Origin of the sequence: Paenibacillus solanacearum, from assembly GCF_910593845.1 — a bacterium.
Classification (GTDB): Bacteria; Bacillota; Bacilli; order Paenibacillales; family NBRC-103111; genus Paenibacillus_G; species Paenibacillus_G solanacearum.
In genome coordinates this window covers 1-15,489 of the sequence record NZ_CAJVAS010000001.1, presented here as the reverse complement: position 1 = coordinate 15,489, position 15,489 = coordinate 1, and the positions used below count along the sequence as shown (strand labels likewise).

General features: G+C 50.0%; 15 protein-coding genes. 1 reads left to right on the top strand and 14 read right to left on the bottom strand.

Annotation, left to right across the window (positions count from 1 at the left end; genetic code table 11):
• Positions 1-5: 5 nt before the first annotated feature.
• The 7 genes from KXG62_RS00065 to KXG62_RS00040 all read right to left on the bottom strand — a co-directional run bounded on the left by KXG62_RS00065 (position 6) and on the right by KXG62_RS00040 (position 8,021).
• Complete coding sequence (locus KXG62_RS00065) at positions 6-911, bottom strand: isochorismatase family protein (RefSeq protein ID WP_218089866.1); 906 nt, start codon at positions 909-911, stop codon at positions 6-8.
• Positions 912-935: 24 nt separating this feature from the next.
• A complete protein-coding gene (locus tag KXG62_RS00060; RefSeq protein WP_218089865.1) occupies positions 936-2,633 on the bottom strand; it encodes a (2,3-dihydroxybenzoyl)adenylate synthase in 1,698 nt (565 codons plus the stop codon).
• Positions 2,617-3,855, bottom strand: coding sequence for an isochorismate synthase DhbC (gene dhbC, locus KXG62_RS00055; RefSeq protein ID WP_218090275.1), 1,239 nt, complete (start codon positions 3,853-3,855; stop codon positions 2,617-2,619). The genes KXG62_RS00060 and dhbC overlap by 17 nt, the downstream gene beginning before the upstream one ends.
• 88 nt (positions 3,856-3,943) lie before the next feature.
• Positions 3,944-4,732, bottom strand: coding sequence for a 2,3-dihydro-2,3-dihydroxybenzoate dehydrogenase (locus KXG62_RS00050; RefSeq protein WP_218089864.1), 789 nt, complete (start codon positions 4,730-4,732; stop codon positions 3,944-3,946).
• 886 nt (positions 4,733-5,618) lie between these two features.
• The gene (locus KXG62_RS33960; protein ID WP_246627225.1) at positions 5,619-6,581 is read right to left on the bottom strand and encodes an AraC family transcriptional regulator; all 963 of its coding nucleotides are present in this window, start codon (positions 6,579-6,581) and stop codon (positions 5,619-5,621) included.
• Positions 6,490-7,236 (bottom strand): helix-turn-helix transcriptional regulator, encoded by a 747-nt coding sequence (locus KXG62_RS33955; protein ID WP_246627224.1) that lies wholly within the window; start codon positions 7,234-7,236, stop codon positions 6,490-6,492. The genes KXG62_RS33960 and KXG62_RS33955 overlap by 92 nt, the downstream gene beginning before the upstream one ends.
• A gap of 80 nt (positions 7,237-7,316) precedes the next feature.
• Positions 7,317-8,021 carry a 4'-phosphopantetheinyl transferase family protein gene (locus tag KXG62_RS00040; RefSeq protein ID WP_218089863.1) on the bottom strand — a complete coding sequence of 235 codons (705 nt, stop codon included), beginning with the start codon at positions 8,019-8,021 and terminating at the stop codon, positions 7,317-7,319.
• Positions 8,022-8,447: 426 nt separating this feature from the next.
• Between KXG62_RS00040 and KXG62_RS00035 the strand changes: the two genes are divergently transcribed.
• Positions 8,448-9,146, top strand: coding sequence for a glycerophosphodiester phosphodiesterase (locus tag KXG62_RS00035; RefSeq protein ID WP_218089862.1), 699 nt, complete (start codon positions 8,448-8,450; stop codon positions 9,144-9,146).
• Between the two features lie 53 nt (positions 9,147-9,199).
• On the opposite strand, the gene KXG62_RS00030 is transcribed toward KXG62_RS00035, so the two are convergent.
• The 7 genes from KXG62_RS00030 to tnpA all read right to left on the bottom strand — a co-directional run bounded on the left by KXG62_RS00030 (position 9,200) and on the right by tnpA (position 15,281).
• Positions 9,200-9,625, bottom strand: a complete 426-nt coding sequence (locus KXG62_RS00030; RefSeq protein WP_218089861.1) for a DUF4275 family protein — start codon at positions 9,623-9,625, stop codon at positions 9,200-9,202.
• Between the two features lie 237 nt (positions 9,626-9,862).
• Entirely contained in the window at positions 9,863-10,597 is a 735-nt protein-coding gene (locus tag KXG62_RS00025; protein ID WP_218089860.1) for a hypothetical protein, read from the bottom strand.
• Between the two features lie 234 nt (positions 10,598-10,831).
• Positions 10,832-11,356, bottom strand: coding sequence for a GNAT family N-acetyltransferase (locus KXG62_RS00020; protein WP_218089859.1), 525 nt, complete (start codon positions 11,354-11,356; stop codon positions 10,832-10,834).
• Positions 11,357-12,007: 651 nt separating this feature from the next.
• Complete coding sequence (locus KXG62_RS00015) at positions 12,008-12,637, bottom strand: hypothetical protein (protein WP_218089858.1); 630 nt, start codon at positions 12,635-12,637, stop codon at positions 12,008-12,010.
• A 311-nt stretch (positions 12,638-12,948) separates the two neighbouring features.
• Positions 12,949-14,484, bottom strand: coding sequence for an IS66 family transposase (gene tnpC / locus KXG62_RS00010; protein ID WP_218090274.1), 1,536 nt, complete (start codon positions 14,482-14,484; stop codon positions 12,949-12,951).
• Between the two features lie 94 nt (positions 14,485-14,578).
• Positions 14,579-15,037: an IS66 family insertion sequence element accessory protein TnpB gene (gene tnpB / locus KXG62_RS00005; protein WP_218089857.1), complete on the bottom strand. Its 459-nt coding sequence runs from the start codon at positions 15,035-15,037 to the stop codon at positions 14,579-14,581.
• Complete coding sequence (gene tnpA, locus KXG62_RS34575; RefSeq protein WP_425517320.1) at positions 14,925-15,281, bottom strand: IS66 family insertion sequence element accessory protein TnpA; 357 nt, start codon at positions 15,279-15,281, stop codon at positions 14,925-14,927. Before tnpA ends, tnpB begins: the two co-directional genes overlap by 113 nt.
• Between the last annotated feature and the right edge of the window lie 208 nt (positions 15,282-15,489).

Below are 15,489 nucleotides of genomic sequence, written 5' to 3'. Positions count from 1 at the left end.
CCGATCTAGACATGGGCGCCTACGCTCATTTTGGATTGCAAGAGCTTGCTCCAGTTCGCAAGTGTCGGCTGCTCCGCCAGCTCAACAAACGTCACTTCAGCCCCTTGCTTGCGCCAAACCTCGACTAAGCTCATGACGCGAATGGAGTCCAGTCCGTGCACGTCGATGAGATGATCGTGATCACCGAAGCGTTCCGGCGCTTCGAACAGCAGCTGGGCCACCTGCTCTCGCAGGACATCGACATGGAACGGGCTCCTTGCAGAACTAGCCGTTCCCGCACTCAGCTGCGCCAGCGTTTGTTCCGTTGTCAGCACGACTGCGCAGCGGTTAGCAGCGTACGTGATTGCCATAGTATGGTTCTCCAGCGAGAAATCCGCCAGCGCGTCCGCCACCATAAACGCCTGAATATCCTGCATGAACGCCTCGCTCGCCGTCATCAAGCAGCCGATATGCGCATAAATGCCCGAGATGATGAGCTGATCACGGCCTATCTCCTTCATCCTTTCGGCCAGATTCGACTTACGAAATGCGCTGTAGCGCCATTTGTCCAACACGATGTCGCCTTCCGCCGGCATCAGCTCCGGCACGATATATTTCAGATGAGGCGCCTTATTAATGCCTTCTCCCCAGAAATCGAACAGCAGTCCGCGTTCTTCGCGGGATTGCTCGCCCGGCTGCGCGGTGTACACGATGGGAATGCCAAGCTTGCGGCATTGCGCAAGCAGCGCCTGGATATGCGCCAGCAGTTCTGTAACCGGCGATTGATCAGCAGCAAACACATTCAAAAAATAAGCCTGCATATCGTGCACCAGCAGCACGGACCGCCTCGGATCGGCTGTCCAGGAAGCGCGGTTCGGAGGCAGATCGGCCGCCACCGGCATGGAATAAGGTAGGATTGTAGGAAGTGCCATAATTACATACCTTCTTTCGCTCGACTATTGGGATGCTCCGGTTGGAGCTGACATTTGGGCTTGCAAGCTTTCGCGAAGCGCTTTTTTGCTCACTTTGCCGACATTCGTTTGCGGAAAAGCGTCTGTGAACTCGAAGCGGTCCGGGATTTTGTAGGCGGAGAGCCCGCGCCCGCGCAGATAGGCTTTCAGGTCTGCGCCTGTCGCCACCAAGCCTTCGCGTAAAATAATGAACGCGCAGGCACGCTCTCCGAGCAGCGCATCCGGCATCGCCACGAGCGACGCATCGAACACAGCCGGGTGAGCGAGAAGATGATTCTCTACCTCTTCTGCGGCGATTTTGTCCCCGCCTCGGTTGATTTGATCCTTCACCCGGCCATCCACGACCAGGTAGCCCTGCTCGCTTACTTTCACGAGATCGCCCGTGCGGTAGTAACCGTCTGCCGTAAACGCTTTGGCATTATGCGCTTCCGCCTTGTAGTAACCGCGGATTGTATACGGCCCGCGTGTCAATAGCTCGCCGACTTCGCCGGGCGCCACCTGAGCATCGTCCTCATCGACGACGCGAATTTCATCCCAGTCTGACATCGGCCGTCCCTGGGTGTTCACTACAATGTCGTTGGCATCGTCCAGCCTCGTGTAGTTCACGAGACCTTCCGCCATGCCGTACACCTGCTGCAGCCGGCAGCCCAGTACTCGCTGGACCCGACTTGCCGCTTCGGCACTGAACTTGGCACCGCCGACCTGCAGCACCTGCAGGCTGGACAGATCCGGCCGGCGCTGCACCGCAGCCTCCAGCCAGACCAGCGCAAGCGGCGGCACCAGCGCTGTAATGCTGACCCGTTCCTTGGCGACGAGCGGAAACGCATCGTCAGGGCTAGGCCTTGGCGCGAGCACGACCGTGCCGCCGGCGTACAGCGTACCCAGTACGCCCGGCGAGCTCAGCGGAAAATTATGCGCGACCGGCAGCGCCGCCATATAGACGCTTTGCTCGGTGATGCCGCAGATTTCATTGCTGCGCCGAAGGCTGTACATATAGTCATCATGCGTGCGCGGAATAAGCTTAGGCAGCCCGGTGCTGCCCCCGGATAGCTGCAAAAACGCTACATGACCGGACTCGACATACGACGGCCAATACGGCTCCTCGTGCCGTTTCCCGGCCTGCTTCATCAGCTTCTCCAGCGACAGGAACGGGAAAGCCCCCGGCTCCCCGGCTACGAGCACATGCCGCAGTGTCGGCACCTGCTCCTTCACCTGCGCCGCCAGCCCGCGGTAATCAAAGCCGGCCTCCGTATCGGGGATCACATAAGCCTTGGCTTCGCTAAACTCGCACAGGTAGCGAATTTCACTTAGGCGATGCAGCGGTAGCGCAAAAACCGGCAGCGCTCCGATCCGGAACAGTGCAAAAATAACGGTAAAAAACTCGTATCGGTTCGTCATCTGTACCACGACGCGGTCGGTCGGTTTCACGCCGAGCTGCAGGAAGCCCTCAGCAAGCCTGCCCGCCTGGTCATACAGCGCTGCGTAGCTGAGTCGGTTCTCTCCGCTAATGACTGCTGTCTTCTCGCTGTAGCGCGCCGCCCGGTCGGCCAACATATCGCTGAACGTCAGTCCTTCCCAGAGACCGGCCGAGCAGTATTCCGCCGCCTTGTCGCTCGGCCAAGTCGGGCAGTCCTTCATTAGCTGTGCATAGTCTTGTTCATATGCGTTAATAGACTTCGTCATCCTGTACCCCCATCGCGCGCAGCATCGTGCGGAATTTTGCCGACGTCTCTTGCAGCTCGGATTCCGCGCTGGATTCGGCGACGACGCCTGCGCCGGCATAGAGCTGTAAGGAATGGCTCTCCGCTAAAGCGCAGCGAATCGCTATGACCCATTCGCCGTCCCCGTTCGCATCGCACCAGCCGACAAGCCCCGTATAGAAATCTCTGTCAAAAGGCTCAATCTCGCGGATCGCTTCTCTCGCCAGCCCGGTCGGCGATCCGCACACCGCAGGTGTCGGATGCAGGGCAACGGCAAGCGCCAGCGAAGTCATCGCGCAATCCTTAAGCTCCCCCCTGATCTCGGTGGATAAATGCCACATGGTTGCCGTACTGACAAGCGACGGCCTCTCCGGCACATCAAGCTCCCGGCAATACGGTCGCAGCGCTTCCGCAACGGCTTCAATCACCAGCTCATGTTCGCGCAGATCCTTTGGCGATGCCAGCAGCGCTTGCGCGCGCCGGTTGTCCTCTGCCGGATCCGAGCTGCGAGGCGCGGAGCCCGCCAGCGGGTTGACGTACACGTGAGCGCCGGTTCTTGCGACCAGCAGCTCCGGACTCGCGCCGATCAAGGTGCGGGTGCGTTCCGTCGTGTGGCGGCCGGCTGCGCTCTCCTCCCGTTTTGGCAGATCCACGGCAAACGTATAGCCGAGCGTATTGTGCTGCACCAAATTATGCAGAAGCTCTTTCAGCTTGATTGGTTGCAGCGAAGTGAGCTTGAGCGTGCGGGCAAGCACAATTTTGTCCAGCTCGGCTGCGCGCAAGCGGTCGATCGCTTGGTTCGCGCCTGCAACATACGCGTCAGGCGCAGGAATCGGCTCGATTGAGCAGCTGCCGCTGATCGGCGTGCGCAGCGGTTCATCCGGATCGAGGCTTAGCTTCTCCAGCTTGCGAACCGTGATCGGCACAACGAGGTGCGCCGCTTGCCTCGGATCAAAAGGCACCGCACCGACCAGCATCGGCAGTCGCTGCCCGTTCTGTTTCAGCTGTGCCAGCAGCCTGGCGGCGCGCTGCGGCAGCGTTGCAAGCTGATCATTCCCCGCACCCGCAGCACTCGGAAGCACGGCAAGCGATCCCTGTGCAAGCCAGGTGGCATGCGGGGTTGCAAAGAAGAAGGAGTGACCACACTGATATTCCTCTAATAATTCGGCGGCGGTCGCCTCCGGGACTTGTCCTTGTGCGTTCATCATTATCATCCTCCTTTTAACCCGGATTAGCGGATGTTCGGTTTCTTGGAGTCCCTCTGCCGGGCATAGATTATTTCGGTTGATTGTATTAAACGCCTAACGTTGCGCCCCCATCTATGCGCAAATCATGCATCGTCAAATGGCTGGCACGCTCCGATGCCAAATACAGTACGCCATCCGCAATATCCTCGGGTGTCGCAAGCTTTCGGAGCGGGATGCCGGTCCGGTAGGCAGGCAGCGATCCGTCTATCGTTTGCTGCGCGCCCCGCTCCTGTTCGTCCAGCCACATGCTGCGCAGCATGGGCGTATCGGTTGAGCCCGGCGAGACGATGTTGCAGCGAATGCCATGCTCCGCCAGCTCGAGGGCGAAGCACTTGGTCAGCATCGTTGCCGCGGCCTTGGTCGTCGCGTACGCGCCCATTCCCATACGCGGCACGGCAGCGGCATTCGACGACACCGTCACGATCACGCCCCGCCGGCGCGGAATCATTCGCGCGCTTACGGCACGCGAGAGATGGAATAGGCTGCCGACGTTCACCGCGAGCAGCTCGTTCCAGTCCTCATCGGCATATGTTGCCAGCGGTCCCGTGCGAAGCACGCCGGCCGCATGGACGAGGATATCGATGGGACCCAGCTCTTCTTCTATTCGAGTGACCATCTGTGGAATGGCTTCGTGATCTTTCAGATTCAACGGAAATGCCCTGACCCGGCTCCCTCGCTCGGTTAGCAGTGCGCTCAACCGTTCGAGCGGCTCTTTTTGCCTATCGAGGACAGCGACAGTCGCCCCCCGCTCGCATAGCGCGCGGACAATCGCTTCACCGATGCCTTGAGCAGCGCCGGTGACGAGCGCGATTTTGCCCTGAAACTCTTTTTCCATTCAAGGATCACCTCCCCTTATACGAAACGTTGCAAGCGAATGAACGCCGGAATCACAGTGAGGCGGCCTTCGCCTTCAAACTCGTGATGCGTGATGCTTATCCGCAGCTTTTCCAGAGAGAATCGTGATAGAGAAATTGCCGAACAATTTCTGCATATTGCCGCTCATCGTTCGCTGCTCCTTCGTGTATCGGCCGCAATGTTATTGATAATGATTCTCATTGTTGATTATAGGAGAATGAGCTGTCGCCTGCCATGAACGATTTCCACATTATCCAATGGACGATATACAGATTTTAGGAGAATCCTGTCGAATGCAATGGATACAGCGTAACAGCCGTGCAGGACGCAAGACCTATGGACATACATGGACCCAAATAAGCTGAAATCTGCGAACATCATTCCTGCTGGAAGTTCGCGGATGCGGATGGAGATCCGAATGCTTAGGTGTCCCGAATGGAGGGGAAGGGCGCGTATTGTGGCAGGCAGCGGATTGGTGGAATTGCGTTTGTTGCGTGGCGGTACCGATCATGAACTCGGCTTGTTGCGGGGCAATCACCCGGAACGGTTATGAAGCGGAGGCGGAACGTCATGGCGACTAATCGGAAAAGCAGAACCTTTCAAGCCTCTCATAATGTAAGGGCCAGATCATTTCCGGTCATCCCCCGCTTGTGAGCACGAGACATCGCCAGAAAACGCAGGCACGCTGCGACCCGTCTCATTTGGATGGCACTCATTTGGTTCAAGCGATTATCGAAACGCGGAACACTGCTAAGAACTTGCCTAAGCAGACTGACGGCCGTACCGCCTTGCAGCGACGGATCTGCGATACGCGAATACAGCTCAACGTATTTTTACCACGTTCATTTCATTCGTCGTCGAATCGTTCACTCGCAGCCTTCACATAATCGTTCATACGCATCCTGTACCATCCGCTCGATTGCGTGCGCCGAATACTCCCTCCACGGGTCGGACGAAATCTGATGCACGCGTCCCCGGCGCACCGCCTTAAGATCCTGCCACTCATTGGTTGTCTGCAAAAGCTCCCAGTGATTCAGCGTCACGGATTCCTGACGGATGTTCAGCAGCAAGTAATCTGCGTCCAGCGCGGTCAGTTCCTCCAGCGAAATGCACTGGTTGCCGCTATATGCTGCGGCTCCATCCGGCGCTCGCAGCCCCAGATCCGCAAACACATCACGCATGCCGATGGACGGAAACAGGAACAAACGATCATGAAACATACTGACAATGAGCACGGTTTCGCCTCGCAGCACCTCGTACAGACGCTCGCGCACCCGTTGAAGCTTGCGGTTATAACGCTCCAGCCATACGCCGGCCTCATCGGGGGCATTTACGATGGCGGCAATCGACATGAGCTGGTCCCGCCAGCTCCGCTCATATAAGGGTACGACGTGCACGGGAGCAAGCCGGGTCAGACGCTCTTTTTCCACCGGTTGCAGCTGATCGGTCGAAATGATGCAATCCATCTGTGCCTGTTCCAGCACATTTACGTTGGCTTCCCAGTCTACGTTGAAACGGTAGCCGCTCAGATGCAGCGGAATATCGTGCCGGTGCTTCGCGTAGTAATACGACGTCCATTTGGGATGAAGAGGTGCGGCGTACGGCAATATTTTGAGCGCCAACAGCTGACCCAGCACCGTCGCGCTGTAAGCGACGATCTTTTGCCGGCGGGTTTTGATGTACGCTGTGGGTGAGACGCCGACTTCCTTTTTAAACATCCGGCTAAAATAAAACTCATCATTGTACCCGATCTGGTATGCGACATCCTTTAGCCGTACGCCTTCCTGCAGCATAAGCTGCTTCGCCATATTGACCCGGACTTCGGTCAAATATTCGATGGCTGTTTTGCCGTATGTTTTTTTTGAATAACGAGACGTAATATTTCGGTGAAATTTCGGCCATACGGGCGAGCTGCTCAATCGTAATGCTCTCGCTGTAATGCGATTCCACGTAACTGCGGGTACGATCCATCGCTGCTCGGGAATCTTGATTCCCTCCTTGACGCGTATGGTGAAAGATCCAGGACATGAGCTCTTGAAAATGCATCTGCCCCCGGTACCGCTCAAGCGCCTGCTCGCTGCGGCTGCAGCTGCATAATGATTCGCACAGCTGGTGCAGTGTGCCGTCCGATTTGATCGCAACTTCGCCCTGCAGCGGAAACATGCGCCGGTTTTGCGGCAAGTCTTCGTCCCAATGCAAATCGAAGGTGAACAGATACGCTTCCAGCTTGGACCCTTGCTCCTCGCTGAAGCCAATCGTCTGACCGGGCGCGACAAAGCGAACGGCATCGGGGGACAACCGGTGCAAGCCGAGATCCAGCGACATGTGCCCCTCGCCCTGTTTCACAACGAGAAGGCCATGGGCATATAGAAGTTGCGGCTTGAAATGCTCCTGCTGGAGCAAGCGCGCTGCGCGGAATTTCAACCAAAGATGATCGAGGCTTAAGTAAGCCTCATCCCGTTTGTCGATTGGAATAGTAGGCATAGCGATAAACCTCCCTCATTTAATTAAATGATAATGATAATCATTATCAAAATAAAATTTAGCATACACAAATAGGCCTGTCAATAAATGCCAGGCCCTATTTTTGAGAGAATCTTCGCTGCATCGACTTGCTCCATGCCGTTCCAGCTCGATTGCGGCTTGCAGCAAGCGGTCAAACGGTATGCAGGATCGATGACCAGCTGGCGAAGCTGCCACGACTCGCCTTCAATGATCGCTGTACCACTTTCCTGGATCGCTGGGACGACGGAGAAGTTTTGCAGCGGCAGCGACAAGCCTTTGCCTACGGCTTTGATGCAGCTTTCTTTGGCCGTCCAAACTTGAAAGAAGCGGTTGTGCCGGTCAGCACTGTGTGTTGCTCCTTCAACGTATTGCACCTCCGCTTCAGTGAAAACGGAATGCGCCACTTCCCTATCCAACGGCGCAATCTGCTCTATGTCGACGCCGACGGGGTGCTCGTCTGTGAGGCAGACGACCCAGCGGCCCGAGTGCGATACGTTAAACTGCAGCCCGGTCTCCCCCGCCAACTCGGGTTTGCCGTAAGCGTTGTAGGCGAAGACGATGGCACGGTTCGCGATGGCAAGCTCCCTGCATATGACGCTGCGCACAAGCAGCTCCGCCCACAGCCCTCGCTGCCGGTCCTCTTCCTGGCGAAAGCGGAGCAGCTTCGCACGCTTATCCTCGGTGATGTACCGCCGACCTTCCTCCGACGCGTCGGAAGTAACGGTATCTACCGGTAAGATCCATAGCTTTGCGATGGTGATCACCTCTTGAGAAGGATAGTGAATAATCGAAAGTGATATCGGGATTCCTTACTCCCCTGTCATCGTTACCTTGTTTCAAGCGTTTTCTTTATGTATGACTTTTGGATCACCCTAGTTGGTTTCAGTCTTAACTACGGTCTACATTCCAGCTGCCATACGCATCTCCTGACCGTCGATTGTGACCGCCCCTCAGACTGCAGCCTGATCAAAGATCTTCGCAAGCCCTCAATCCCATTGCCCCGGTAAACAATATTCCGTATGATAAGAGTATCCTTAGTGAGCCATCGTCGTCCGTAGCCATACCCTATAATATTAGCAATATCGAATCGAAAAGAAAGCAGATGTTTCAGTTTGTACGGTCAGGCACCTGCAAGATCTTCTAAAAATAAGGGGATCGTTCCAAAATCATAACCTGAGAGGGGATCCGCTATGAACATTTCACTCATCGCTCACCGGTGCGGTACAGACCAATTTCCCGAATTGACGTTGGCCGCGGCACGTCATTCTTTGGATTTGGGGGCGGATTATATCGAAATGGACATCCGTTTTACAAAAGACAACGTCTCGGTTATAAGCCATGACAAGGACGCATTGAAGCTGTTTGGACATCCGGCGAAAATCCGCGATTTGACGGCAGCGCAATTTTTGTCCTTCCGGTATGCCAGCGATTCCCGCTACTGCCCGCTCACGCTGGAAACGGTGCTTGCAAGCGGCATTAAACCGGTTGTCTTTCATATCAAAGAAGGCGGCGAAGGCGTTCGCCCAATCATGGAATCCATTCGATCTTTCGGGTATGAGGACGACGTAGTTATGGGAGTTACGAGCCGCGAGGATATCCGTGCGGTCAAAGCTTTCGACCCATCGGTCAAAGTCCTGGCCTTTATCCCGTCCAAAGAAACCGTTGCGGAATTTCTCGACAGCGAGGCAGAAATCATTCGCCTGTGGGAAGAATGGGTCGACGAGCCCACGGTCCTCGACATTCATGCAGCCGGCAAACATGTTTGGGTCATGGCAGGCTCCCCCACCTTAAACAACATCGGATATACCGACCCGAAAAACGTGACGATCTGGAAACAATTGGGTATCAACGGGTTATTAATCAATGAAGTTGAGCAGTTTAACTATTGAGTTAAGAGCAGTAACGGAGAAGAAAGAAGGTAATCCATCACAACGCTAAGCTTTCATATTCTTGTTGAAAAATAAGGGCCGCACTGCTCTTCATGTGTTTGTATATATGTCCATGTAAATCCTTTATCAACTATGTAAATATCATCATCATACTCTAAATCTTCAGAAGTAATGCTGCTAGATGATTCAACGATTAGTGCAAGATCAGAGTGTTGAAAAAATATATAACATGTACGTTGACTCTTTATCACTTTATTAAATTCCATGATTGCTTGGTCATTCTTAAGGCATAGAATCTTCTTATAACTGAAAACATGCCATAAATACTGTTCTAAATAAATTTTCTTCTTTTCATCGGCACTGAGTTGTTCTGCAAAATTTTCCTCCCAAACACCACGTAAATACTGCCCCCACTTGGAAGATTCGGTAAATTTTATGTTTTTGTTGTTAAGCAATTCGATGATTTTATATTTAATCATTATTTATTTCCTTTGCTTTTTTATATTCGAATTTCTATGATCTATAAGCTTTTCGAAGGTTTCATATAACGTTCTTGTATTCACGCATCCGAACAAGCGGCGGGTCCGTCAGGAATTAGGATCGCAAGGTTGTCTGCCTGAAATCGCTTCCTAGAAATGCCTCGGGCAGACCAAAGAGCGTAAGCGACACAGCGTGCATACGGTGTTATGTGATGACTAAGCCTTCTTGGAGTTACCTCAAAACATTATTTCAGGTTTCTTTAAATATATGATTTCGTCAGCTAGCCCTTTAACGTAGTGGACATTACTAACAGGTATAATAACAGAAGCTCCATTTTTCTTTAGTAAATTTATGTACTGGCAATTATGGCTACTTAAGGTATAGAGTAGATAGTCCGGTTCTAGCCATGGAAAACAAAATAACTTCTTCTGATATGCCATTCCTATTGCCAAGGAAGCCCTCCACACTTCTCCGCTTTGAAACTCAAGAGGTCTATTTATACGTCCCTTTTTCATATTGTTTTCATCTAAACCCGATAAATCAAACATATTTGCTAATTCATGTATGCTTATATTATTATCGGTACTTTTTATACCTTGTCTTAAATGTTCTGATACTGTTTTAATATGGTTCAGTCTTCTTGATAAATAATTAGGATATCTGCTTAAATTCTTATATGGAGCTTCTGCAACTCCCTCACCAACATAACAAGACAAGCTCTGTAATAGAGCATTATTAACAGGTAATCCGTCTATAGTAATGCTAGGATTATTAATAAATAATTCATTTGATCTACCGCACAGTAAATGGGAAAGAAGCCACCCCCCGCTGCCTAGTGCTCCAACAATTCCATAAATGGTTTGTTCATTAAATATAGCTGTGAAATCTTGTATTGAATCAATTATTCTCCAACGATGAAAAAGTGAAACTTCTGACTTATAAGAAATATTTTCCATTTTTAATTCTTTCATAAGCCCTTCACTGCCTCAACTTTCATTATAATAATGCTTAGATTTCAGATAACGTTATTGTATCAACAAACCCTCACTGCCTTAAGGGAGCGACAGCGACCGGCCGCGACGCGGTTAGGCGGTGCAGGGTTGTCTGCCTGACTCCACTTCTTCAAAATTCCTCGGGCAGACCAAGGAGCGTTAGCGACGCAGTGTAGATACAATGTTAACTGAATTCGGCCTTCTTCGAATTTACTACAATTTCCCCTTCAAGTCTTTGATCAGATAGATGATTAGATCATCGTCAACCATCACAGATTTTCCAGGTTCTACTTGAACATTCTTATATGTCATCCCATTGCCATCCATCATATATCCACGGGTAGTATACATTCTTTGAGCATTCCCATAATCTTTAGAAAGCCCTACTCCTAGACCGATATATCGAGAAGATGTAGTCACAATGGCTTCTAATTCATCAAACATTGTGCTTGCAATCTTCCTTCTTCGATACTCATGGAATACATTCAAATCATTAATCTCCGGTATCTTATTATCTCGAAAAAATGGGTAGTCTGAATTGAAAAGCAAATGGCAGCAACCTGCAAGTTGATCTTCATAATATGCTATTAATGTTATCCGGCTTTCTGCAATATTCTCTTCGAGGCACTTCCTAAAATATTCTCCTTGCTTATACCATATAAATTGTTCAGAAAATTTATGGTCTAATAAATCGGCTTCTTCAATAGTGGTTAATCTGTTTATTTTTATCGCTTCCATGATTCCCCTCCCATTAGTTCTTTGTCGATTTCAGTTAACGTTATTGTTTCTACGAAACCTCACCATCTTAAGGTCCGATGGTCAAGCCTTCTTGAATCGCTTCAGGGTGTTCATTATCTTTCCTAATTCTATTATTTTTTACTGTCTTTATCAGTCTTTATAATAAATCTTAAAACCTATCAATAGTACTATAACAACTTAGTACTATTCTCCCCTCGATATACCCCCTTATACTGGAAGTATATCGAGGGGATGGAAACTTATGTTAATTATTATAATTATTGTATTCTTTATTCTATTAATCTCTCTAAATGATAGAAAAGAAAATGATACACTTGGAGTTACTTTAAAAATAGGATTACTTGTAATATTATTTTTTGTAATTATTGTATTATTTATAATTCAATACATTATTAAAAATCTCTTTATCTTGTAAACATAGATTTTCAGTGTTTTATCATTTCCTCTAATTTGAAATTGCCGAGAGCCTTAAGGCACAGCAGCGCTGGGCCCGCCAGTACTTAGGCTCGCAGGATTGTCTGCCTGATTCCGCTTCTCCAATTTATCTTCGTGCAGACCAAGGAGCGTTAGCGACGCAGCGAGAATACGGTGTTAGATAATGGATGTGCCCTCTTCGAGTTACTCAAGATTTCACTTCTCAATGCTCTTATTGAGCATTTTTGATATTTCTTCTTTAGATTTTGAAAGCTTCTTCATCATGTCTCGAATTAAATTATCAGAAAATTCAATAGCAACTCCCATTCTTTGTAAATGTTCATTATATGAAATAATTGCTTCATCTAAACTAATTGGATTTATATAATGAATTCGATTAAATCTGGTATTTAAGAATTTGTAACAAAATTCCTTGATGCACTCTTCGATAACTTGTTTATCAATTCCTACGTTCGGGTGCCACATCTCAATATAACTTGGTTTGAGTCCAAGCCCATTAACCGGTAAGTTATTGTATGCTAACTCGAAAAAATCGTCATTTGAAGGATTATCGAAGCAATAATGATAATGAATAACATTATCTTTTAGGTATTCCTTAATATGTTTTACAAAATCTCTTTGATCTGGGTCTTCTTCAAGGTCTTCTAATACGCTGCTCATGTAATTCTTAGTACAAATACATGTATAACCAATTCTATTAGAATTACCCTCCAAGCTATTATAAAAAGTAATATCTTCCCAGCCAGTTAACTCTGCTATTCCGTGAATCCCCCACCATAGGTCGTATGAATTTGTCTTTATATAAAGATCATTTATTACTTTCATTATATTCCGCCTCATTTATGTTAATAAAATTATCGCACATCTTTCATATAACGTTCTTGTATTCACGAATCCGAGAGCCTTAAGGCGCGGTAGCGCCGGGTCCGTCAGGACTTAGGCTCGCAGGGTTGTCTGCCTGATCCAGCTTCTTCAAAAAAACCTCGGGCAGACCGAGGGAGCGTAGCGACCGCAGTGTGAATACGGTGTTATATGAAGGTGCAGGCATCTTCGAGCTTTCTCTCAAAAGTAAGCGTCTAATAACCAGGTGTATTGAAAAAGAAAAACCCATGGCTCAAGGATCCACAGGCTCTGTGTTATGTACAATGTTGTTGAACTGTCGGACTCCATGGAAGGTACTCATCAAGTAACTCAGGTTGCTGACGAAATGCAGCCGCTGGTAACTGTTGCAACAGATAGACTAGATATTTGTATGGGTTCAATCCATTCGCCTTTGCTGTCTCTACGATGCTGTAGATCGCTGCACTTGCGGTTGCACCCCGTGGGCTGCCGCTGAATAACCAGTTTTTACGACCCACTGTAAAGGGACGAATGCTGTTCTCAGCTAAATTGTTCGAGATCACACAATTCCCATCTTGTAAGTAATTCATCAACTCTTGCTTATGGTTACGTGCATACTTCAGCGCTTCGCCTAGCTTGGATTTGGGAAGAACTTTACCTTTGTCCGTTTCTACCCATGACCAAAAAGCATCGAGTACAGGCTTTTCCTGCGCCAGACGTTGTTGCTTTCTTTCTTCAGCGGTATGCGACGGAAGCTGTGCCTCCAGCTCAAAAAGTTTGTTGCAATAAGCTACCCCAACACTAACAAGGGCCCCTTCCGGATGCTTTACCTCTGGTGGTAATGCCTCAACAAACTTACGACGAAGATGTGCCCAGCATAGACAAGAGATCGTCCCTGCTAGATTCGCATAGCCGGAGTAGGCATCGCTGTGCAAATATCCCTTGAACCCTCTCAGGAATGCTTGCGGGTACTTCGCCCCTCGTCCTGGCTGGTACTCAAATATTCGTATGGGATGCGTACTATGCTGCCCACTGCTGTAGATCCACATGTAGGAGGGGGTTGTGTTCTTCCGTCCCTTCTCATTCATCACCTGCAATGGCGTCTCATCAGCATGCAGATATCGCTCTTGTACAAGCAGCCCATGCAGTCGATTCACTAGTGGCTTCAGCCAGTCTCTTGTGGCCGCGATCATCCAGTTCGCCATCGTGGCCCGACTCAGATCAAGGCCGATGCTTTTCCATTCCTTCTCCTGACGGTACAGCGGCATGCTGTTCACAAACTTCTGGTACATCACCCATGCCACAGAGGAAGCGGAGGCCAGCGAATGCTGGATAGCAGGCGTTGGCGTCGTTGCCTTTTTCATCTGAGGCTTGTCCTCTTTCCGACAGGTCCGGCACTCTAAGGTTTCTCTGTAGATATCAATCGCTTGAACGCGAGCAGGGATAAACTCCACTTCCGTACGAACAAACTCTTCGCCCACTAAGATAAGCTCACTATGGCATACGTCACAACAACGGTCCTGAACCTGAAATAGTCGCTTTTCATGTGGAAGATCCTGAAGCAGCTCCGCTCGTTCACCTACCTGCTTCTTCCGTTGGTAGCTTTGGATCTGCTCGAGGGTTGGCTCCGGTGCAGTGCGTGAAGCTGCTGTCTCTGCCTCATCAAATAAAGCCAGCTGCTCCACACCGACTGGGAGGGAAGCTGTTTTCTCGGAGCTTTTGCCGTACAGTTTTTGCGTTAGAAATTGCACGGTTTCCTGTAGCCGTTTATTTTCTTTTTCCAGGTCGCCGATACGATGCTCCATCTTTTGTAGCTGATCCAAGGGGCTCATGAGATACCGTTCCTCCACCGTCTTATGCCTCTCATTATACCATAAGAGTAAGTATAAACCCATATTTTACAAGGGTTTTCGACTCTGTATTGACCTACATAGAAGGAGTGAAGCTCAGCTTTTTGACTGCTTTCGGTTGATGGATCGACAGTCCCTCCAACAACCATCGAAACTCCTGTGGCGTGATCGAGCGTACGGCCTCCGCATCCATAGGCCATTGGTATTGACCGGATTCCAGTCGCTTGTACAACAGGACGAATCCATCGCCTTCCCAGTACAGGGCTTTCATCCGATCACGCTTGCGACCGCAAAACAGAAACAAATGATTTTGAAATGGGTTCAATTGTAGCTGATGCTGCACCAAGTGAATAAGACCGTCAATGGATTTTCGCATATCCGTATAACCGCAGGCGATATACAGTTGATCGGCCTTCGAGATGTCACCGAACATACTGCAGGATGCGAAGCGTCTGTTCGAGAAGTACGGTAGACGCATGCTGATGAATTTCGATCGTAACGGCATCCGTACGAAGGATGATCGCCGCTTGTTCATGACTCCCTTCGGAACATGGGGCGTTCGTCCGCAAAGATGAAGGGACCGATACTAGAGTTGGTTCATTCGGGGATGAGAAGGCAGGGAGAGATTCACATGCAGCTTCACGGATTTTCCGAAGCCAGTAGTAATAGCTTTTCACACTGACTTCGTGATCGGCACACCAACGAACCACGGTCTGACCACTGGAACGGCAATCACGAATGATCTCGGTCCACTGCTGGAGTCGATAGCGATTCCTCATCTCTAAAGTTTGCAATTGGACACACTCCCATTAGAGTTTTTCGAGTAGAGTCGAAAAAGGGAGTGTAAATTATTTTGTGTAAATGGGTTTTTACCAAAGTTAACTCAGGAAGGCTTTACATGGAGGGGCGGGCATGATAGGCTTAATTGCCTTGGCGATACGAGTTTACGAGTTATCGCCTGATCGCAAGGAATCATGCCCGTAGAGG